The 22,077-nt window shown below is 48.5% G+C and carries 20 protein-coding genes; 13 read left to right on the top strand and 7 right to left on the bottom strand.

All coding sequences use genetic code 11. The annotated features are described in order from the left end of the window. Positions 1–7: 7 nt before the first annotated feature. A complete protein-coding gene (locus CWI76_RS07070; RefSeq protein WP_126759639.1) occupies positions 8–2,020 on the bottom strand; it encodes a S9 family peptidase in 2,013 nt (670 codons plus the stop codon). A 138-nt stretch (positions 2,021–2,158) separates the two neighbouring features. On the opposite strand from CWI76_RS07070, the gene CWI76_RS07065 reads away from it, so the two are divergent. Beyond that, positions 2,159–3,937 carry an SLC13 family permease gene (locus CWI76_RS07065; RefSeq protein WP_126759638.1) on the top strand — a complete coding sequence of 593 codons (1,779 nt, stop codon included), beginning with the start codon at positions 2,159–2,161 and terminating at the stop codon, positions 3,935–3,937. Here CWI76_RS07065 and fabR read toward each other — a convergent pair. Further along, entirely contained in the window at positions 3,894–4,526 is a 633-nt protein-coding gene (fabR, locus tag CWI76_RS07060) for an HTH-type transcriptional repressor FabR (RefSeq protein ID WP_126759637.1), read from the bottom strand. The genes CWI76_RS07065 and fabR overlap by 44 nt on opposite strands. Positions 4,527–4,707: 181 nt before the next feature. On the opposite strand from fabR, the gene CWI76_RS07055 reads away from it, so the two are divergent. Next, positions 4,708–5,874, top strand: coding sequence for an acyl-CoA desaturase (locus tag CWI76_RS07055; RefSeq protein ID WP_126759636.1), 1,167 nt, complete (start codon positions 4,708–4,710; stop codon positions 5,872–5,874). Positions 5,875–5,932: 58 nt separating this feature from the next. On the opposite strand, the gene CWI76_RS07050 is transcribed toward CWI76_RS07055, so the two are convergent. Both CWI76_RS07050 and greB read right to left on the bottom strand, forming a co-directional pair. After that, positions 5,933–8,266, bottom strand: a complete 2,334-nt coding sequence (locus tag CWI76_RS07050) for a Tex family protein (RefSeq protein ID WP_126759635.1) — start codon at positions 8,264–8,266, stop codon at positions 5,933–5,935. A 110-nt stretch (positions 8,267–8,376) separates the two neighbouring features. Then, entirely contained in the window at positions 8,377–8,859 is a 483-nt protein-coding gene (greB, locus tag CWI76_RS07045; protein ID WP_126759634.1) for a transcription elongation factor GreB, read from the bottom strand. 189 nt (positions 8,860–9,048) lie between these two features. Between greB and ompR the strand changes: the two genes are divergently transcribed. After that, positions 9,049–9,777 (top strand): osmolarity response regulator transcription factor OmpR, encoded by a 729-nt coding sequence (gene ompR / locus CWI76_RS07040; RefSeq protein ID WP_126759633.1) that lies wholly within the window; start codon positions 9,049–9,051, stop codon positions 9,775–9,777. 7 nt (positions 9,778–9,784) lie between these two features. Further along, on the top strand, positions 9,785–11,122 hold the full coding sequence (gene envZ, locus CWI76_RS07035; RefSeq protein WP_126759632.1) for a two-component system sensor histidine kinase EnvZ: 1,338 nt from the start codon (positions 9,785–9,787) through the stop codon (positions 11,120–11,122). Here envZ and sthA read toward each other — a convergent pair. Next, positions 11,119–12,525: a Si-specific NAD(P)(+) transhydrogenase gene (sthA, locus tag CWI76_RS07030; protein WP_126759631.1), complete on the bottom strand. Its 1,407-nt coding sequence runs from the start codon at positions 12,523–12,525 to the stop codon at positions 11,119–11,121. The genes envZ and sthA overlap by 4 nt on opposite strands. Positions 12,526–12,612: 87 nt before the next feature. Here sthA and nudE point away from each other — a divergent pair, with 87 nt between their 5' ends. After that, positions 12,613–13,161: an ADP compounds hydrolase NudE gene (gene nudE / locus CWI76_RS07025; RefSeq protein WP_126759630.1), complete on the top strand. Its 549-nt coding sequence runs from the start codon at positions 12,613–12,615 to the stop codon at positions 13,159–13,161. Next, the gene (gene cysQ / locus CWI76_RS07020; protein WP_126759629.1) at positions 13,158–14,003 is read left to right on the top strand and encodes a 3'(2'),5'-bisphosphate nucleotidase CysQ; all 846 of its coding nucleotides are present in this window, start codon (positions 13,158–13,160) and stop codon (positions 14,001–14,003) included. Before nudE ends, cysQ begins: the two co-directional genes overlap by 4 nt. Here cysQ and CWI76_RS07015 read toward each other — a convergent pair. Continuing rightward, the gene (locus CWI76_RS07015; RefSeq protein WP_126759628.1) at positions 13,978–14,202 is read right to left on the bottom strand and encodes a YheU family protein; all 225 of its coding nucleotides are present in this window, start codon (positions 14,200–14,202) and stop codon (positions 13,978–13,980) included. The genes cysQ and CWI76_RS07015 overlap by 26 nt on opposite strands. Beyond that, the gene (locus CWI76_RS07010; RefSeq protein WP_126759627.1) at positions 14,202–16,088 is read right to left on the bottom strand and encodes an ATP-binding cassette domain-containing protein; all 1,887 of its coding nucleotides are present in this window, start codon (positions 16,086–16,088) and stop codon (positions 14,202–14,204) included. Before CWI76_RS07010 ends, CWI76_RS07015 begins: the two co-directional genes overlap by 1 nt. A gap of 68 nt (positions 16,089–16,156) precedes the next feature. On the opposite strand from CWI76_RS07010, the gene CWI76_RS07005 reads away from it, so the two are divergent. From CWI76_RS07005 to CWI76_RS06975, 7 genes are all read left to right on the top strand, one after another. Then, positions 16,157–16,399 carry a YheV family putative zinc ribbon protein gene (locus tag CWI76_RS07005; RefSeq protein WP_126759626.1) on the top strand — a complete coding sequence of 81 codons (243 nt, stop codon included), beginning with the start codon at positions 16,157–16,159 and terminating at the stop codon, positions 16,397–16,399. 68 nt (positions 16,400–16,467) lie between these two features. Further along, positions 16,468–16,878, top strand: a complete 411-nt coding sequence (locus CWI76_RS07000) for an MAPEG family protein (RefSeq protein ID WP_126759625.1) — start codon at positions 16,468–16,470, stop codon at positions 16,876–16,878. Between the two features lie 37 nt (positions 16,879–16,915). Next, positions 16,916–17,830: a M14 family metallopeptidase gene (locus CWI76_RS06995; protein ID WP_126759624.1), complete on the top strand. Its 915-nt coding sequence runs from the start codon at positions 16,916–16,918 to the stop codon at positions 17,828–17,830. A gap of 100 nt (positions 17,831–17,930) precedes the next feature. Continuing rightward, entirely contained in the window at positions 17,931–18,299 is a 369-nt protein-coding gene (locus tag CWI76_RS06990; RefSeq protein WP_126759623.1) for a DUF805 domain-containing protein, read from the top strand. Beyond that, entirely contained in the window at positions 18,296–18,706 is a 411-nt protein-coding gene (locus CWI76_RS06985) for a VOC family protein (RefSeq protein WP_126759622.1), read from the top strand. The genes CWI76_RS06990 and CWI76_RS06985 overlap by 4 nt, the downstream gene beginning before the upstream one ends. Beyond that, positions 18,676–19,263 carry a DUF1415 domain-containing protein gene (locus CWI76_RS06980; protein ID WP_241967981.1) on the top strand — a complete coding sequence of 196 codons (588 nt, stop codon included), beginning with the start codon at positions 18,676–18,678 and terminating at the stop codon, positions 19,261–19,263. Before CWI76_RS06985 ends, CWI76_RS06980 begins: the two co-directional genes overlap by 31 nt. Positions 19,264–19,287: 24 nt before the next feature. Next, positions 19,288–21,981 carry a cation-translocating P-type ATPase gene (locus tag CWI76_RS06975; RefSeq protein WP_126759620.1) on the top strand — a complete coding sequence of 898 codons (2,694 nt, stop codon included), beginning with the start codon at positions 19,288–19,290 and terminating at the stop codon, positions 21,979–21,981. Positions 21,982–22,077 lie beyond the last annotated feature (96 nt).

The following is a 22,077-nucleotide window of genomic DNA, read 5'->3' as shown; positions in this document are numbered from 1 at the left end:
GTCACCTCTATTTTAACTTTTCGGCATGAGGTAGTTCGTGTGCTGGCGCTTCTTTATTACCCTCTACCAAGAAATGCTGCATCCAACGCATTAAGCGCATAGAGTAATCTAGCTGCGCGGCAACGCGACGGTTACCATGGCCTTCGCCTGGGTACAGCACGAGGCGAACAGGAACATTGCCATGGGTTTTCAGATAGCGATAAAGCTCCATAGATTGACTTGGGTGCACACGGGTATCTTCTTTGCCATGCATGATTAAGATTGGTGTACGCGCTTTCTCGGCATGATAAATAGGGCTACGCTCTAAGTACCACTGCCATTTTTCCCACGGATAGCTGCGGGCATGAACCGCGTGCATTTCTTTTGCAATATCAGTTGTACCGAACTTCGAAATGTTATCGCTGATACCGACAAACATCACACTTGCGGCAAAATGCTCAGTCAGTGCTGTGGCACCCCAAGCTGAAGCAAAACCGCCGTATGAGCCACCAGTGATACCTACTTTCTTCTCATCAACGAGACCCATTTCAACCAAGTGGTCTTTACCGTCAACTAGGTCATCAAACTCTTTACCGGCATAGTCGTTCTGACCAAGCTTCGAGAACTCAACACCACGACCGGTGCTACCACGGTAGTTCGGGAAGAACAGTGCATAGCCCTGTTGTGCAGCATATTTGACTGGGCTACCGTAGCGGTCTAGCCAACCGTTACTGTAATGCGCTTCGGGCCCGCCATGAACGACCATGATTAATGGATAGCGTTGGCCTTCTTTATAGTCGGTTGGATAAACCACAATGCCTTCAAGATCCAAGCCGTCACGTGCTTCGTAGCGCACGGTTTCTTGCCGCGGCATGGTGATGTCCGCCAGCCATGGATTTGAGTCGGTAAGGCGCTCAATGCGCTGACCACTAATGCGGAACAACTCGGTAGGGTGGGCGGCACTGTGGGCACGAACTAATATATCCTCTTGCCCCGGCGTTACTTCAATATCAACCGCAATTAACTCACTAGGCTCCATGATAATGCGTGTTTCCAGCCACTGCATGGTAAGTGCCTGTACCTCACTTTGCGTGCCACGGTGACCTAACCAGATCAATTCGTCGTTACGACGCCAAGCGATATCTTGAACGTGTCCTTGATAATCCGGCAACACTTCTTTTCGCTCGTTGTCTTTGCGGGTGTCATAAACGTACAATCGACCGCTGGCTGGGTCATTGTAATCGGCGGCGCCGATGACTGCTAAGTAGCGACCGTCTGGTGAAAATTCCGCTTGACCTAACTTACCAACCGATTCAAACGCACTAACTTGCTTACCTTCAAAGTCGAGCAATTGATATTGGCTGCTCATGTAATTGTCATCAACAAGCGCGGTCGGAGCAACACGAACCAGTAATTGCTCGTGTTCAGGACGGAACGCCACCGACAGTACTTGTTGTGAGTCAGTTAGCTGAACTGGTTTAGCGTCTTCGGTTTGGGTATCGTAAAGCCACAGATGAGTGAACTGATGTTCTTCCTCATAAACTTCAGCTTTAAACCCTTTTTTTGCTAACTTTGACTTGGTGTCGTCAGCTTTGCTGCGCGCACGAAAAGCAATGTAGCGGCCGTCGGCACTAATAGCGTAACTGCTAATGGCGGCATCGTGACTCAGTGCGAGTTGTGCTTCACCACCGGTGGTGGCCATTTTATAAAGGCTGGTGTGTTTCGCGCCATCGCGTTTTGCTAAAAAATAGATGGTTTGGCCATGAAAGCTCACAGCGCCTAAACTTTCTTTGCCGGTAATAAATGGCACACTAGCAGCCGTTCCACGCACAGTATAAAGCTCAATGTATGAACCGCCATCATCATCAGCGTATGGCGTACGTGGCACCACACGCGTGAAAGCAGCCAGCTGTCCGTCAGCGGCAAGAGCGGCACTATTAATGGATTGGACGGTAACGGTTTCTTCCAACGTGATATCACGCGCATGGGCAGAAACGGACATTACCGCAGCGACTAATACAAGACCAATGCTGCGCAGCATGATGTACTCCTCGTTGCTTTTTATTGTTTCGTTGTTCATGAAATATTCATAATTATTTCCCAATCTTACCAGCAAAATTATTGACTTCCCACGAAATAACGCCAATCTGTTAACAACATTTTAAGGTTTGGACGATACATGGTTGACCAATTATTAATCGGCGCAATTCTACTTGGGGCTCTGACCCTGTTTGTTTGGGACCGCTGGCGCTATGATTTAGTGGCAATGTTCGCTTTATTAGTAGCGGCTGCGTTAGGGTTAGTACCGACCAACGAGGTATTTTCCGGCTTCGGGAATGCCGCGGTAATAACCGTTGCGGCGGTATTAGTAATTAGCCATGCTATGTGGCGCTCGGGTGTGGTTGATGCGCTGGCGTCACTAATGAAACGCGTTGGCGATAAAGCGTGGATACAAATGTTAGCACTGACAAGCATTACCACCTTTTGCTCGGCTTTTATCAGTAACACCGGCACCATGGCAATAATGATTCCCGTTGCGCTGCAGTTGTCGCGTAGCGGCTTAGGGCATGCCTCAAAAGTACTGATGCCGATGGCTTTTGGCTCGTTACTTGGCGGTACCATCACGATGATTGGTACACCACCCAATATTATCATTGCTGATATTCGAGAAGATGCTTTAGGTGAAAGCTTTGGTATTTTCGATTTCACCCCAGTAGGACTATCGCTTGCGGTTATCGGACTCGTTTTTATGTGGTTGACGAGTCGGTGGCTGGTGCCGACAACGAACAGTCGAGATAGCGCTAACTCACCCTATGATATGAGTTCATACATGACCGAATTGTGGGTACCGGAAGGCGCGAACCACGTCGGTGAAACCTTGTATGAATTGGAAAGTAACATCAAAGAAAACTTTGCTGTTGTTGCGATAAAGCAAGGGAAGACCGTAACGACAGCGCCACCGCGCTATTACCGCATCAAGGCGGATGATGTGTTGATTATTGAAGCGGATACAGAGACGCTACAACAAATAATTGATGCAACTGGCTTCGAGTTGAATGCGGATGAAGAACTAGCCGACCGTTTTTTAATTTCCGATGAAGTTCAAGTAGTCGAGGGCGTGGTTGGGCCTGACTCTCGTTTGATTGGTCGATCTGCAGCAGACTTGCGCCTTCGTCACCGGTTTGGCGTGAATGTATTAGCGGTAGCGCGCCAAGGTCAACCGGTAAAGCCGAATTTGTCGAATATTCGCTTTAAACCAGGAGACGTCTTGTTACTACAGGGCGATGCGGAAATTTTGACCGACGTATTTCGTCGCTTTGGCTGTTTTCCGCTGGCGCAACGCAGCATGCGCATTGGTGCCGGTAAAAAATTATTTACGCCGCTGGCAATCTTTGCCGTGGCAATCATGCTAAGTGCGCTTGGAATTCTCTCGGTACCAGTCGCTTTCACCGCCGCGGCTGGTGCGATGGTTTTAAGTAATATTATTCCATTGCGCGAATTATACGAGAACGTCGACTGGCCAATAGTTGTGCTGTTGGGCGCAACGATTCCGCTTGGTGCGGCGTTAGAGCGCAGTGGTGCAGCTCAGACACTTGCGGATTGGGCATTGTTAGTCAGTAGCGATGCCCCGGCAGCGGTAGCCTTAAGCATTCTATTGCTTGTAACTGTTATTCTATCGAATATTGTCAACAATGCTGCTGCCGCAGTATTGATGGCGCCAATTGCATTGAATATGGCCAGTGGCCTTAATGTCGCTACTGACCCATTTTTAATGGTGGTTGCGATTGGTGCGGCTATTCCATTTATCACCCCAATTGGGCATCAATCTAATATCTTAGTTATGGGGCCAGGGGGTTACGGATTTGGTGATTATTGGAAGCTCGGTTTACCACTGACGTTGGTATTGTGTGTTGCTACGGTTCCACTAATTCTTTGGTTTTGGCCGCTTGGCGTGTAGCTTCTGCGCCACGTGCAACAACCCGAAGTTGCGCGATGGTTTGCTCAGTTAAACGCTGGCGCTCCTTTGCGTCAGCGTCTAGAGCATCGGCTCCTGCGCTGAATACAATGCGCACAATGGCATCGGCTTGCAGCTCAGCCAATTCACGCTCAAACTGCTGTTCGTCCACTAAGTAATCGACTAATTCAGCGGTAAAGTGTTCAACTTCTCGCGTTACCGCCAAACGGAATTCACGTGAATTTCCGGACTTTTCCTGTAGCAATAAACGAAAAATAGCGGTGTTATTGGTCACAAACTCCATAAATGTGGTCACCGACGCACGAATAATTGATCCGCCTTTGGCAATTTGTTGACGCGACTGCCGCAACAATTGGCGCAATGTAAGGCCTCCTTCATCGACCAAGGTTAAGCCTAATTCTTCCATATTTTGAAAGTGTCGATAGAACGATGTTGGTGCAATACCTGCCTCACGAGCCACTTCACGCAAACTTAAACTGGCGTAACCATGTTCCGCACTCAACTGATTCATTGCCGCTTGGATAAGGGCGCGTCGGGTTTTTTCTTTTTGGGCTGCACGAACACCGGCCATAGGATGGAACTCTTGTTTGATTTAGTCGTCGAACAGATTATGTCAGTGAACGTGTGTTCACGCAATTCACCGTTTTTTGCACGATTTTACTTGCGTGCAATAGAAAGGGTAGGTAAATTGAGCGAACACGTGTTCACTGAATGCGAGCGATTTTCTTTTTAGTTTTTAAGTTGGTTAATTTATGTCGTCACATCCTGTTTCAGCAGCCGCTGAAAAACCCCCAATTCTTTGGCTTAACCTTAGCGTGTTTGCCATTACCTTTTTAGTGAGTGTTATTGGCGTACCATGGTACGGCATGACGCACGGTTTTTCGGCTGGCCTTATTGCTGGATTAATCGGTACCATCGTATTCGCAGGTATTTCAATTACAGCGGGTTATCACCGTCTATGGGCGCACCGCGCCTACGATGCACATTGGTCGCTAAGAATTTTATTTGCGCTTGGCGGGGCCTTAGCTGTTCAGAACAGCGCCTTGCACTGGTCATCCGATCACCGTGAGCATCACAAACACGTGGACGATAACGACAAAGATCCGTACTCGGCGAAGCGTGGCTTTTGGTACTCGCACATTGGTTGGATGCTGCGTGAATATCAGGCATCGCGCTATAGTAATTACGACAATGCAAAAGATTTGCAGAAAGACCCAATTGTCATGTGGCAACACCGCAATTATCTGTTGTTAACGTTGGTCACCTCAATAGGTTGGCCAGTTGCTTTAGGTTTGATGCTTGGTGATGTTTGGGGAGCGATTATCTTAGTTGGCTTTGCCCGTTTGGTAATTAATCACCACACTACGTTCTTCATCAACTCGTTAGCGCATATTTGGGGTAAGCAAACTTACACCGACCGCAATACCGCGCGTGACAACGGCGTATTAGCGCTGCTGACATTTGGTGAGGGCTACCACAACTATCATCATATTTTCTCGGCGGACTATCGAAACGGTATTCGTTGGTGGCATTTTGATCCGACGAAATGGTTGATCCGAGCTTGTTCTTGGGTGGGGTTGACCAGCAACCTGAAGCGCACGAATGGTTATCAAGTTGAGAAAGCTCGCTTAGAAATGCAATTTAAAAAAGCGACGGCAAAGGCACAAGTTTCGTGCGAAACAACGATGGCCAAATTACATGATGAATTTGATGCGATGGTGGCTAAACTGCGCGAGTACTATCAAGTTCGCAAACAGTTACTTGATACGAAAGCAAAAGCGATGGCAGATAGCATGCACATGCCGACGTTAGCCGAATTGCAGGCGAAAGCAGAAATTATGCGAATTGCTTTTCAAACACATAAACAAGAGTTTCACGAGTTATTGCAGCGTACGTTGCGTGCACCACAACTTGCGTAAACTGAAACACCAAAGAAAAAGCCGACCATGAGGTCGGCTTTTTTGTGCTTACTCATCACTATTTTTTCGCTTTGGCGAATGCTTCAGCGAAGGCTGAGCCCATGGCCGAATTCGCTGCTGGCTGAGCCGCAGATTTCGGTCGTGATTGGCCGCCAGTACCACGTGGCTTATTGCCTTGAGGTTTGGCTTGGTTTGCTTGGCTTGGCGCTACGGCAGTTGGCTCATCGGTTAGGCGCATGGTTAAACTTATACGTTTACGTGGCACATCCACTTCCAACACCTTGACCTTCACAATATCGCCAGCTTTGACGATTTCGCGAGGGTCACTAACGAACTTATCTGACAACGCCGATACATGCACTAAGCCATCTTGGTGTACACCGATATCAACGAATGCACCAAAGGCGGCAACGTTACTCACCACGCCCTCAAGTGTCATACCCGACTTTAGATCTTTAATATCGTCGACGCCTTCTTTAAAGCTGGCTGTTTTAAACTCAGGGCGAGGGTCTCGGCCTGGCTTATCTAATTCGCGTAAAATATCTTGCACTGTTGGCAAACCAAACGTGTCATCGGTAAAGTCTTTCGCGTTGAGTTGCTTCAAGAATGCCGTGTCACCGATGATTTCGCTCACTTGTTTCTGGTTTTGTGCGGCAATACGCTCAACCACCGGATACGCTTCAGGGTGAACCGCAGAACTATCGAGCGGTTGCTCACCGTTCATGATGCGTAAGAAGCCCGCCGCTTGTTCAAACGACTTCGGCCCCATCCGTGCCACTTTTAATAAATGTTGGCGGGTCGCAAAACGACCATGACTATCGCGGTGCGCGACAATGTTTTGTGCCAAGGTTTTGGTTAAACCAGCAACGCGCGCTAGAAGTGCCACGGATGCGGTATTCAAATCCACTCCAACGGCGTTTACACAGTCTTCGACCACGGCATCAAGGCTCTGAGCTAATTGAGCTTGGCTAACGTCATGCTGATACTGGCCAACACCAATCGATTTGGGTTCAATTTTCACAAGTTCAGCGAGCGGGTCTTGTAAACGACGTGCAATTGAAACAGCACCACGCAATGATACGTCTAAATCTGGAAACTCGAGTGCGGCTAGCTCCGAGGCAGAGTACACTGAAGCACCAGCTTCGTTGACAATCACTTTACTGGCTTTAATTTCTGGGTTTGCTTTAAGCATTTCGCCAACAAGCTTGTCAGTTTCGCGCGAATACGTTCCGTTACCAATCGAGATAAGCTCAACTTTATGTTGTTTACACATACCCGCTAGCGTGCGCATGGCTTTATCAACCTGATTTTGCGGCTGGAACGGAAACACCGTGTTGGTTCCCAATACTTTACCGGTGCTATCGACGACCGCTACTTTAATTCCGGTACGTACACCTGGGTCGAGCCCCATGGTCACTTTGTCTCCGGCTGGTGCCGCCATTAACAAGTCTTTTAGGTTATTGGCAAAAATTTGAATGGCGTCTGTTTCTGCGCGTTCGCGTACAGAACCGAATAGCTCGGTTTCCATATGCAACAATATTTTGATTCGCCAAGTCCACTGCACAGTTTGCTGTAACCAGGTATCGGCGGCGCGGCCTTTGTCCTGCCAATTAATATGAGCGGCAATTAACTGCTCACCATAACTCCGCGCCTTCGGGTCTTCCTGTTGCGGATCGGGATTCAACTTGAGTTGCAGAATACCTTCGTTGCGCCCACGGAATAATGCCAATGCACGATGCGAAGGAATTTTTTTCAGCGCTTCGTTAAATTCAAAGTAGTCGCGGTACTTCGCTCCTTCGGTTTCTTTGCCTGCAGCAACAGCACTGGTAATTTCGGCGTTGTTCCACAAGTAATCGCGCACCTTTTTCAACAATGATGCATCTTCTGCAAAACGTTCCATCAAAATAAAACGCGCACCGTCTAGTACCGCTTTTTCGTCGGCAAAACCGGCATCTACATTAATGTACTTCTGCGCTTCAGTCTCTGGTGATAGTTCTGGGTTATCAAAGAGCGCGTCGGCAAGCGGTTCAAGACCAGCTTCAATGGCAATTTGGCCTTTGGTGCGGCGTTTTGGTTTATAAGGGAGGTATAGATCTTCGAGTTCGGTTTTTGATGCGGTTTCTAGAATCGCTTGCTCAAGTTCAGGCGTAAGCTTGCCCTGATCTTTGATGCTACCCAAAATTACTGCGCGACGATCTTCTAACTCGCGTAAATAGGTAAGTCGCTGCGATAAATTTCGCAGTTGTGTGTCATCTAGGCCACCAGTAACTTCTTTTCGGTACCGGGCAATAAAAGGTACTGTCGCACCGTCATCTAATAGCGCGATAGCAGCTTGTACTTGCTGCGAACCTACCGCTAATTCGTTCGCGATTTGCTGAGTAATCGAGCTCATAAATTCTCTCATAACGTCGTGTTCAAAATTAGGAATCGGGCCAGTATATCAGGCTGTTTCTTGCTTGTGTGCGTTTCGGTGTAGAGAATGCGTAAATGCGCCAATGTAGGCTATGAACGGGTCAAAATGTAATCGATTTTGGTTACAATCCAGAGTTTTGACCCTGTTGGCGTCACCACCGTGAACTCGTCATCGAGTTGTTTGCCAAGCGCTGCGCGCGCCATTGGCGCATCAATCGAAATCACGTCATTGCGTTGGTAAATCTCATCGGGGCCAGCAATGGTAAAGGTTCGTTGCTCGCCATGCTCATCTTCCACTGTAACCGTTGCACCAAAAAACACTTTGCCGTCTTGCTGCGGTGAGTAATCGACAATTTTTAGCTGCTCAAGACGTTTTCGTAAAAACCGAATACGTTTGTCTATTTGCCGTAGTTTCTGTTTATTATATTTGTAGTCTGCGTTTTCACTGCGATCGCCTAAACTGGCAGCCCAAGCGACTTTCTCGGTCGTTTCGCGACGCTCAACGCGCCATAAATGGTCGAGCTCCTGTTGTAATTGCAGGTAGCCCGAACGACTTATTAGATTGGTTTTCATGAGATACCGACTGACAGAATTAAAGTGAATAATATATGTGACGAGTTTACGATGAAGTGAAAGTGATTAAAATCATCAAACTTTGAATACTTGAAACTTTTCGTTACAAGCCTTTGTTGGCAAAAGAATTTGCTTCGCATATAGTTCATCATAGTTGCCTACATAGTTGCCTAACAGAGCAAAATAATTATGAGCCAAGAAACCTTTAAAATCATCGTCGTTGATGACGATGCGCGTCTTAGAAGTTTACTCGAACGCTACTTAACCGAGCAGGGCTTTCACGTACGTACGGCCGGGGGCGGCGATCAAATGGATCGTTTGTTAGAGCGTGAGAATTTTCATTTGATGGTTCTCGATTTAATGCTGCCTGGTGAAGATGGATTATCAATTTGCCGTCGCTTACGCCAGCAAAACAACGAAATTCCTATTGTGATGTTAACCGCCAAAGGCGACGAGGTGGATCGGATTATTGGGCTTGAACTCGGTGCTGATGATTATCTCGCTAAGCCATTTAATCCGCGCGAATTGTTAGCACGAGTGCGCGCTGTGTTGCGACGTCGAGGCAAAGATATACCCGGTGCACCAAGTGCCGAAGACGAAGAAATTCGCTTTGGCGAATTTCGTCTCAACTTGGGAACACGCGAAATGTTTCGAGGTGACGAACCAATGCCGCTTACCAGCGGCGAGTTTGCGGTGTTAAAGGCACTTGTCACGCACCCACGCCAACCGATGTCTCGTGATAAGTTAATGAATCAAGCTCGAGGCCGAGATTACAGCGCACTGGAACGCAGTATTGATGTGCAAGTGTCGCGCCTGCGCCGAATGCTTGAAGCTGATCCGGCAAGCCCTCGTTACATTCAAACCGTTTGGGGTTTAGGTTACGTGTTTGTTCCAGACGGCAAAGATTCCGGTAAATAAGTCGACTATGAGACTGTTCCCCCGATCAGCGTTCGCGCGCACAGTGGCGCTGATTGCAGTTCTGTTGCTAATCAACCAAGTTGTGTCATACATCATGATTGGCTTGTACGTGGTCAAGCCGAGTATGCAGCAAATTAGCAGTGTGGTCGCTCGGCAGGTGCAAGGGATTATGGCGCTCGATCAATGGTTGAATGAGTCGGAAATTTCTCCTGAGCAACAGCAACGCTTGGTTATGCGATATACCGACGCAACTGGCATTGAGGGCATTAGCGAAGACAAAGCGCTCGATTATGGTCTCGCGCAAACGACGACCTATAATTTCTTGTCCGCACAACTCTCAGACTTATTGCAGGCCAATACCGAAGTGCGTATTTCTCAGGGCGATGCATATCGCGTCTGGATACGCACCGAGAGTCTGCCGGGCTATTGGTTAGTCATTCAACTTGATAGCTTCGACGAAGCGCGCTTCTCACCATTACTATTTTATTTGGTACTTATTGGTGCATTGAGTGTCTTTGGCGGCATGGTGTTTACCAATTGGCAAAACCGTCCGCTGAAGGCTTTAGAGGCCGCGGCAAAGAAAATTGGGCAGGGCGATTATCCTGACGATTTACCCGAGCGAGGCTCTAGCGAAATTATTGCGGTGACTCGAGCCTTTAACCAAATGACGCAAGGCGTGAAACAACTTGAGCAAGACCGAGCATTGCTTATGGCCGGCGTGTCTCACGACTTACGGACACCGTTGACGCGCATTCGCTTAGCGACAGAAATGATGCCGCCAAGCGAAGATTACTTGGCGGAGGGAATCATCAGCGATATCGATGATATGAACGCCATTATTGACCAGTTTATTGATTATGTTCGCAGCGATACATCAGCTGATAACGACCAACAGAATCTAAACTACATTGTTGAAGATGTTGTCGCTCACGTACCAGATTCATGGCACAGCAAAATCGAAGTGATTTATAACGAGATGCCAGAAGTACTGGTTCGTGAGGTATCGATTAAACGCGTGTTACTTAACCTACTCGAAAATGCCGAGCGTTATGGCCATGAGAAGGTCTTGATTGAAACCGGCTATGACGAGCAACGTCATATGGCGTGGATTAAAGTTTGTGATGATGGCCCAGGCATTCCTGCCAGCCAAATTGAGTACTTACTGCAACCATTCACACAAGCTGATAAAGCGCGCTCAACCAAGGGTTCAGGTCTCGGATTAGCGATTGTGAAGCGCCTTGTTGAGCGCCACCATGGCCGCGTTCTATTTGGTAGCAGTCAGCGGCTTGGTGGGTTATGTGTTCGTGTGGAAATACCTTCGCAATCCAATACCGGCCAAAGTTAACCGCGAACGCGGTTTAAGCCATTCAGTGCGGCAACCCGATAAGCTTCGGCCATAGTTGGATAATTAAAGGTAGTATTAACGAAATACTCAATAGTATTGCCAGCCCCTTTTTGCTCCATTATGGCCTGACCGATATGAATAATTTCCGCCGCACGCTCGCCAAAGCAATGAATTCCCAGCACTTCATTGGTTTCGCGATGGAATAGAATCTTCAAGCTACCAACGGCCATATTTGAAATTTGCGCACGAGCCAAGTGTTTAAACTGCGCGCGACCCACTTCATAAGGAACTTTTTGTGCGGTGAGTTCTTCTTCGGTTTTACCTACCGAACTAATCTCCGGAATAGTGTAAATGCCAGTTGGAATATCGCTAATAAGGCGTTGATCGCACTCACCATCAAGCATCGCTGTGGCGCAAATTCGGCCTTGATCATAGGCCGCGCTGGCTAATGACGGATAGCCGATAATATCGCCAACAGCGTAGATATTATCTGTTTTGGTTTGATAGTGATTATTTACTTCAAGTTGGCCGCGGTGATTCGGTTTTAGGCCAACCGCATTAACGTTGAGTGTTTCGATATTACCCGAGCGACCGTTAGCGAATAATAAGCAGTCGGCATCAATGCGTTTGCCTGATTTCGTATATAAAGTGACACCATCGGCATGGCCTTCAATGCGCTCATATTCTTCATTGTGACGTATGACCACACCACTATTGCGTAAGTGATAGCTCAGCGCATCGGAAATTTCTGCATCGAGAAAGCTCAGCAGCCGCTCCCGGGTGTTAATTAAATCGACTTTTACCCCTAAGCCACGAAAAATACTCGCGTACTCACAACCGATAACACCGGCACCGTAAATAATAATGCTGCGCGGCTCGTGTTCGAGATTAAGTACGGTATCGGAGTCATATAGGCGAGCATGCGAGAAATCGACATCAGGTGGATGGTATGGCCGTGAACCGGTGGCGATAACCACCTGCTTTGTGGTTATATACTCAAGCGTCCCATCGGCTTGCGTAATTTTAAGACGATTGGCATTTTCAAACGAAGCAGTGCCGTGAATAACGGTAACGCCGTTGCGCTCGTAAAAACTACTGCGCAACCGAACTTGCTTGCGAATGACCCCTTGCGCATGCTTCAAAATTTCGGCAAAGGTGAGGCCGCGTTGAATGCGCTCGGCGGCAAACAGCGGGTTGGCATTATATTCAATGAGTCGACTAACCGAATGGCGCAACGCTTTCGATGGAATGGTTCCCCAGTGCGTGCAGCCACCACCGATCGAGCTGTGCTTTTCGACCATGGCAACTTTGCGGCCATTTTTTGCTAGTTGCATTGCGGCACCTTCGCCGCCTGGGCCACTGCCGATCACTACGGCATCAAATTGCAGATCTGCCTGACTCATCAAATGCTCCTTCTGGTTGTACCGCTTGCTTCTTTGCCGTTATAGTAACGAAAAGCCGATGTATTTAGCCAGTAATATGGAATTCTTATGGCGCACAAACCAGTTCCAGAGATTTTAACTCGCCAAATTGTAGCAACGAGTCGCCTTCTGCGTATTGAAGCAGTTGATTTACGTTTCAGTAATGGTGTTGAGCGCCAATTCGAACGCATGGCAAGTAGCGGTCGTGGTGCGGTCATGATTGTTCCGTTTATTGATGACGAAACCCTCATGTTGGTGCGCGAATATGCCGCTGGTTTGCACAACTACCAACTCGGCTTTCCTAAAGGATTGATTGATCCGGGTGAAACTCCGGAGCAGGCTGCAAACCGCGAACTAAAAGAAGAAATTGGTTTCGGCGCAAAACAACTCATTCCACTTAAGAGCGTGACCATGGCGCCACAGTTTTTTTCGGCAACCATGCATATTTTTATCGCCCACGATTTGTATCCTGAAAGCTTACCAGGTGACGAACCGGAGCCATTGGAAAAGGTGCCGTGGCTATTGAGTAAAACCGACGCATTGTTGGAACAAGAAGACTTCACGGAAGCACGCAGCATTGCCGCTTTGTTGATGACGTTACGGGAGCTTGGCAAGTGACGACAAATAGCTCGGTAGAACAATTACAGGAATGGTTACACGGCGCGGCGGATATTGCGTTGAAAGCTGGCGATCTCATTCTTGAGCTGTATGAAGAACAGGCTTACGAAACGTACGAGAAAGACGATGATTCACCGGTCACGAGTGCCGATTTTGCCGCCAACCGCTTGATTGTTGATGGGCTTACGGCATTGACTCCAGACATTCCGGTTCTCTCCGAAGAAGGCTCACATTTAACCTTTGAAGAACGCCGTCAGTGGCCACGCTATTGGATGATTGATCCGATTGACGGTACGCAAGAATTTATTGCCCGCAGTGGTGATTTTGGTGTCATTATCGCGTTGGTTGAACATAATCAGCCGGTACTTGGTGTCATTTATTGGCCAGCTGGCGATGTGTTGTATACCGCGCAACGCGGGCAGGGTGCTTTTCGCCGCGATGTGCACGGCACGCAACGTATTCACGTGCGTCGTCTGGCCGACCCGCTTAACGATGTTCTGCATTTAGCCATTAGCAGACGTCAGCCACGCGAGCGCGTGTTGCAACGCATGACGAGCGAGCGAGAATTACAACTCGTGCCGGCGGGTAGCTGCTCGTTGAAAGCATGTATGATTGCTGAGGGACGTGCCGATTGTTTTCTGCGCGTTGGACCAACTGGTGAGTGGGACACCGCAGCCGCAGAAGTGATAGTCGGTGAAGCTGGCGGCTGCATTGTCAGTGAGAGCTTTACGCCACTTACTTACAATCAGGAAGCTAACTTAGGCAATCCCAACTTTATTATCCTCGGCGACCCAGATGTGCCGTGGCAAGAGGTGTTTATTCATCATCGAAACGATGATTAGCCGGTAAGATATTTACGGTTTCGTGAAGTTCTGACCAGACCAACACAGCCTCGCCAGCGGCCAGTTGGCGTCGCACATCTTCCACTTTTTCTTCTAGTGACTTTTCTTCATCGCCGTAATCTGTGCCTTCACGCAATACGAACATCTCGATCAAGTTCGTGAGCGTTTCAGGGTCAACCTGTTGCCATGGAATTTGCATTAATCTTGTGCCTCTTGTAATGCTTCTTCGGCGGCCATCCATTCTTCTTCCGCTACGGTAAGCTTAGCCTGTGCCTGGGCTTGTTGCTGAAGAATATCGGCAAGTTCAGCTTTGCGTTCAGCCTCGTAAAGTGACGTATCAGCTAACAATTCGTTGAGTTCTGCCAGTACGTGCTCTGCCTGCTGGAGCGCTTTTTCTGCTTTGGTGACACGCTCTTTGAGTGGCTTCAACGCTTGTCGACGTTCGGCCGCTTGACGCTTTTCGGCCTTTTTATCAGCCTTTCCGCTATTGGAGCTCGTCGTCGTTTGCGAGCTTTGAGCCTGTTGCTTCAGCCAATCGTGGTAGGCATCCAAGTCACCGGCGAAGGGCTCAACTTGTTGGTGGGCAACCAAGTAGAATTCATCAACCGTCGTGCGCAACAAATGACGGTCGTGTGAGACAATAACCATGGCACCGGTAAAGTCTTGCAGCGCGTAAACCAGTGCCTCACGCATGCTGCTATCGAGATGGTTGGTTGGCTCATCGAGAAGTAACATGTTTGGTTTTTGATAGACTATGAGGGCTAAAACTAAACGCGCTTTTTCGCCGCCCGACATCGGTCCAACAAGGCTGGTAGCGGCATCGCCAGAAAAACCGAAACCACCAACAAAATCGCGGAGCTGCTGTTCCGATGCAAATTTATCAAGCCGCTGTAAGTGCTGTAACGGCGTCGCTTGTGAATCTAAAGTTTCCAGTTGATGCTGGGCGAAGTAACCCAGTTTAACACCCGGATTCAAAGCCACCACGCCTGCTTGTGCGGTTAATTCTCCGGCCAGCAACTTGACCAATGTTGATTTACCAGCGCCGTTGCGGCCAAGAAGACCAATGCGACTGCCTGGCACCAGGTTAAACTGAATATTTTTTAGAATAACCGCATCGCCATACCCCGCCTGCACTTTTTCAAGCGTTAATAGAGGGTTTGGTAATTGTTCGGGTTCTTTAAACGCAAATTGAAAACCGCTTGCAGCGCGCAACGGTGCACTTGCTTGCAATCGCTCCAAGGCTTTGATGCGGCTTTGTGCTTGCTTGGCTTTGCTCGCTTTGTAACGGAATCGGTCAATATAGCTTTGCAGATGTTTACGCTGGGCTTGTTCTTTTTCAAACTGTGCTTGTTGTTGCGCTAACTGCTCGGCTTGCTGGCGCTCAAAACTACTATAATTGCCGCTGTAGCTGGTTGCGCGCTGGTGTTCGATAAGAACAATCTGCTGCGCGATGGCATTGAGAAAGTCGCGGTCGTGCGAAATTACAATTAATGTACCTGGAAAGCGTTGTAACCAATCTTCAAGCCAGAAAATCGCATCAACATCTAAATGGTTGGTGGGCTCATCAAGTAACAACAAATCGGCGCGTGCAATCAAAGCTTGCGCCAAGTTAAGACGCATTCGCCAGCCACCTGAGAATGATTTTACCGGTGCATATATTTGCTCAGGCTCAAAACCTAAACCAGCTAAGAGAGCGGCCGCCCGTGAGGGGGCTTCGTAACCGCCAATTGTAGCAATGGCATCATGCAAGTGCCCAATGGCATTGCCATCTTGCTTGGCTTCGGCGTCAGCAAGTTGTTTTTCCAAGTCGCGGAGCTCTTTATCACCATCAAGCACGTATTCTATAGCAGCCTGTTCAAGTGCAGGCGTTTCTTGCTTTACGCTGGCAATACGCCAGCCACTTGGCAGGTCGCAAGAACCTTGTTCAACGCTAAGTTCGCCGCGAAGCAATGCAAAGAGAGATGACTTACCCGTGCCATTACGACCAACGAGCCCAACGTGATGGCCGGGGAAAATGGTTATGTTTGCATCTTCGAGTAATAACTTGCCGCCGCGCATTAACGACATCGCGCGAATGTTTATCATGAATAGTCCTAACTTGGTGTTCGACTCAGTTTCTGCGACAATTATACCTGATAGCCACAGAGGTGAATATGACTCAAACTCGCAAACGTTTTATCGCTGGTGCGGAATGCCCAGCCTGCCATGCGCAAGATACGCTCATGCTCACCATTAAAGGTGAACAGGAAGAAGTGAGCTGTATACAGTGCGGTCATACGTTTTCAGAACGTGGTGCTAAGCCTCCTGCGGCAAAACAAGCGGAGACGAGTGCGCCAACCGCAACGGGTAAAAGTATTCAATCCGACAGCATTATCGGTATCTTCAAGCCTGAATAAGTTGCCATTGCAGACCTTGTCATTACCCGCTACTGTAAGGTTTCTTAGATTCACGAAAAGGTAGGGTCATGAGTCATCTCGTTTACGCTGGGGTTTGGGTTATTTTAGCCACTGTGATGGTGCAGTGGTTCATCGCGAGCGGCAGTAAAGCAAAGCAACCTGGAGCAATTCCAGGGAAAATTGATGAGCGTTTAAGTCATCAGTCATTCGTGTTCCGTGCCCATCGAACCTTTCAAAATAGCCTTGAGAATGTTCCATTTTTTCTCGCCGCCGTTTTCTTAGCCGTTTTTGCGGGCGTCGATTCGCAATGGTTCGCGATATCAGTTTGGGCGTTTGCCTTTGCTCGTATCATTCACATGTTGCTGTATTACGGCATCGCGACTGAGCGCAATCCGAGTCCACGTAGTTATTTCTTTATGATTGGCATCATCGCCAATATTGTGGTGTTGGTTCAAATCGCCATCAAGTTATTGGCATAAGAAGATTTGCGCAAAATAAGAGAGAAAAGGTTAAACAATGACAGAGCAGCAGTATCCAATTGGCACCCCAGGACAACCTTGGGGTGTTGAAGAAAAACAGCATTGGCTTAAACAACAATCTGTAAAACGGTCATATTTTGATGATGTTGTGACTCAAATTAATCGACTACATGATCAATTTGATGTCGAGCAATATGGCGCGCTCGAATATCCCAACAATACATTTCCGCTGTTTTTACTAAAAACACGAAACTGGGATGCCGCCAAACCAAATGTGTTGGTGACAGGTGGTGTGCACGGCTATGAAACATCAGGCGTTCATGGCGCATTAGCCTTTGCAAAACAGCACGCTGAGCATTACAGCCAATGGTTTAATATTCTCATTGCGCCATGCATTAGCCCATGGGGCTACGAAACCATTAATCGCTGGAATCCGTTTGCCATCGATCCGAACCGTTCGTTCAAAGAGAACAGCCCAGCGGGTGAGTGTGCGGCAATTATGGACTACATCGCGAGTCATCAACTTGAGTTCGTGATGCATATTGATTTGCACGAAACCACCGATACGGACAATTCAGAATTCCGTCCAGCGCTTGCGGCTCGCGATGGCAAGGTAAACACCAATTGGAACATCCCAGATGGCTTCTATACCGTTGGTAATTCTGAGAAGCCAACAGCGGATTTCCAAAAGGCGATTATTGATTCGGTGCGCCAAGTTACCCACATTGCTCCTGCCGATGACGAAGGCAAAATCATTGGAGCCCCGGTTGAGCAAGAGGGTGTCATTCACTATGCCGGGAAAGAGCTCGGCCTATGCATGGGCTTAACGGATGCCCCGTACGTGAGCACCACCGAGGTCTATCCAGACAGCGCCAATGCATCACCCGAAGAATGTATTGAGGCACAGGTAGCCGCCGTGAAAGGCGCGTTAGAGTATATGCGACAGCTATAAAGACTAAGTTATTTTTGCAAACGGAATGCAGTACTGTGCTGATGAGCCCAACATCTCGCAGACCGACAACAAGAAGGGCAAATCAAAAAGGAAAAATAACATGAACTGGTATCTTACCGTTTTAAAGAAGTATGCGGTTTTCAGTGGTCGCGCCCGACGTTCTGAATATTGGTTTTTCGTTTTATTTAACACCATTATTGGTTTCGTGCTTGGGTTTATTGATGGCATTTTAGGGTTCAGTGACCCAGATATGAGCATCGGTGTTCTCGGTGCAATATACAGCTTAGCGGTGCTAATACCGTCTATTGCAGTCGGTGTGCGTCGTTTACATGACACAGACCGTTCTGGTTGGTGGCTATTAATTGCCTTGATTCCGTTGATTGGTGCGATTGTGTTGATCGTCTTCTTTGTGATGGACAGCACGCCAGGTGAAAACCGCTTTGGTCCGAACCCGAAGGCGATGGCATGAAGCCTCGAATCTCCTTTATTACCTTAACGGTGGACAACTTGGAGAAAGCCGTCGCGTTTTATCGCGACGGCTTAGGTTGGCCAACTGAGGGCATTATTGGCGAGCAATATGAGAATGGAGCCGCTGCTTTTTTTAAGCTTGAGAATAATCTGATGTTTGCTTTGTGGCCACGGCAAAGTTTGGCAAATGACAGTGGCTTGCCACTGGGGAAAGCCGAGCCAACGCATGTTTTATTGGCACACAATGTTGATTCCGAAGAAGCCGTTGATGCTATTTTGGATGAAGCATCGAAAGCGGGTGCTGCTTGGGTGAAACCAGCAAAAACCACCTCGTGGGGTGGCTATGCCGGTTATTTTATGGACCCTGAAAAACATTTATGGGAAGTGGTATACAATCCGCATTTATGACAACTGACTTGATACCGCAAATCACTGCGCAAACTAAAGCTTGGGTAGACCAAGTGATTGTTCAATTTAATTTATGCCCGTTTGCGCGTCGTGAAGTTGAACAACAAACCATTCACTATCAGGTGGAGACGAGTGCCGATATTGCGGAACAGCTCCAAGCATTACTCAAATTAATACAGGAGCTCGATACTCAGCCTGATATTGCGACGGCGCTGCTGATTTTGCCAAACGGAGTGAGCGATTTTGATGACTATCTTGATTTAGTCGACTATGCAGAGCGCTTACTCGAACTCGAAGGGTACGACGGAGTCTATCAACTCGCCACGTTTCACCCAGAATATCAGTTTGCCGATAGTGATGCTGACGATGCTGCAAACTATACTAATCGCGCCCCATACCCAATGCTTCACGTGCTTCGCGAGGACAGTGTCGCCAACGCACTGGCAAGCTACACAAAGCCGGAGCGAATCCCCGAACGAAATATTGATTTTGCCAGACAAAAAGGCGCCGATTTCTTTGCTAAGATTCTAGACGATATCGCTAAAATTAAGAGTTAACACCACTTCAATGACGGAGGACTTATGCAAGCAAATTGGCATGCGATGCCGCCTGCAGCTGTTCTCCAACAGACCCAATCCAACACTAGTGGCTTAACGAGCGTTGAAGCTGAACAACGGTTTCACGAACAGGGGCCGAATACACTTCCGGCGATAAAGACTGAGCCAGCATGGAAACGTTTCATCCGGCAGTTTCATAATGTACTTATCTACGTTCTTTTAGCGGCAACTGGCGTCACGCTATTACTGCAACATTATGTCGACACGGTGGTGATATTTGCCGTCGTTGTTATCAATGCGATTATTGGTTATTACCAAGAAGGCAAGGCGGAGTCGGCACTTGCCGGATTACGTCATATGCTGGCGCCAACCGCTTTAGTCGTGCGTGACGGTAAACGACAGCAACTTCCAGCTGAACAGTTGGTTGTCGGAGATATCGTGATATTAGAGGCGGGGGCTCGCGTTCCGGCTGATCTCCGCCTGCTAGAAACCTTTAGCCTTCAGGTGCAAGAGGCGGTACTGACTGGTGAATCGCACGCGGTGACCAAACAGACCGAAGATCTTGCCGAACAAACAGCGTTAGGCAGTCGTTCAAATATGGCCTACCTTGGCACCTGGGTGACTACTGGGCATGCGCAAGGCGTGGTGGTTGCGACAGGTTCCAGTACGGAGTTTGGTCGTATTGGTGTGATGTTGACAGAAGTATCGAAATTAACGACACCGTTGGTTGAACAAACCGCACGTTTTTCGAAATGGCTGACGTTTCTTATTCTTTTCTTTGCTGGCGCTCTGCTCGCTTATGCAAGTTGGTTGCAACTCAAGCCATTTGCTGAGCTATTCATGATTATGGTGAGCATCGCTGTTGCGGCGATACCTGAGGGCCTGCCAGCGGTGATGACCATCACACTGGCTGTTGGCGTACAAGCGATGGCGCGACGCCATGCCATTGTGCGCCACCTGCCAAGTATCGAAACTCTCGGTGCAGTCTCAGTGATCTGTACCGATAAAACGGGAACGTTAACGCGCAACGAAATGATGATCGCAGCGCTCTCGTTGAGCGATGCCCAGTTTAATATAACCGGCGATGGTTATGCGCCGAATGGCGAAGTGATCAATGCGACGGTTGACACTGCTTTGGTCAGCGATGAGGCGCGTTTGCGTGATATTGGGCGCATAGCACTGCTATGTAACGATGCACAGTTACATGAATCGGCAGACGGCTGGCAAGTTGTGGGTGATCCGATGGAAGGCGCGCTACTAGCTTTCGCAGCAAAACTCGGCATTTCGGTTGAACACGATCGCCGGCAATGGCATCGCCACGATGAAATTCCTTTTGATGCCGAAACGCGCTACATGGCGACGTTAGATCATGATCACCAAGGGCATGCGTTTGTCAGTGTAAAAGGCGCGCCTGAGCAAATCCTAACGATGTGTTCTTGGCAGTATGCGGTGGGACGGCAGGTTACCGAACTTAATCGTGACTACTGGCTGGCCGAAGCCAAGCGGCTTGCCGCACAAGGATTGCGTGTGTTGGCATTGGCGCAACGCCAAGTGGCGGATACTGATGTCGTGCTTGAGCAATCAGAGTTGAGCAAAGACCTTGTTCTGGTTGGTTTGGTTGGGCTCATCGATCCGCCACGTGCGGAAACAATCGCGGCGATACAACAGTGTCGCCAAGCTGGTATTGGTGTGAAAATGATTACTGGCGACCATCCCGGAACTGCGACAGCGATTGCACATCAAGTCGGCATTGAAAATGCGGATAAGGTACTGACCGGCAGCGAGCTTGATAATTTATCTGATGAACAATTCAACGACACCGTAAAAGAAGTGCATGTGTTCGCCCGTACCAGCCCTGCGCATAAATTGCGCTTAGTTCAGGCGTTACAAGCACAGCAGCAAGTCGTGGCGATGACCGGCGATGGCGTGAATGATGCGCCGGCTCTAAAACGCGCTGATGTTGGCATCGTTATGGGTATTCGTGGTAGTGAAGCGACCAAGCAAGCAGCAGATGTGGTACTCACTGACGATAACTTTGCCTCCATTGTCGCGGCAGTGCAGCAAGGGCGCACCGTTTACGATAACCTCAAGAAGGTGATTAGCTGGGATATTCCAACCAGTGTTGGCGAATCTATGGCAATTATTCTCGCCTTGTTACTGGGGTTGGCATTACCCATTACACCAGTTCAGCTGTTGTGGGTGAATTTGGTGACCGCCATCACCTTAGGTTTAACGTTAGCGTTCGAACCGACGGAGCCGAATAGTATGAAACGACCGCCACGACATCGTTCAGAACCCTTGTTACGCGGCGCTTTAGTATGGCACGTTGTATTTGTTTCGATATTATTTGTTATTGCTCTATACGGGGTGTTTCAATACGCCCTCAATCAAGGTCAGAGCCTTGAAGTTGCGCGCAGCATGGCACTGAATACAGCGGTTGTGCTCGAAATCTTTCATCTTTTCTTTATCCGCAATATTTATGGTGCTTCGCTTACATGGCGGGCCCTCCGAGGCACTCGTCCATTATGGACAGCAGTTATTTTGATTGTCATGGCGCAAGCACTGGTCACTTATGTGCAACCGCTACAACAGCTCTTTGGTATCGCTGCGCTTGACTGGCACGAGGTATTACTCGTACTGCTGATTGGGGTGGCGCTATTGGTAACCGTTGAATTTGAGAAGCAATTACGAATCCGGTTCTTTAACTGGCGATTGTAACTATTTACCTAATCCTTTCACTTCTCACATTGTTCATGGGCGCGCCGCTCGCTACTATGCAACCGTGAATTCAACGGTACGCAAGTGGGGGCGCAA

Origin of the sequence: Pseudidiomarina marina (assembly GCF_003987045.1) — a bacterium.
Taxonomy (GTDB): Bacteria; Pseudomonadota; Gammaproteobacteria; order Enterobacterales; family Alteromonadaceae; genus Pseudidiomarina; species Pseudidiomarina marina.
The sequence above is the reverse complement of the archived record's forward strand: the minus strand, read 5'-3'. Positions and strand labels throughout refer to the sequence as shown.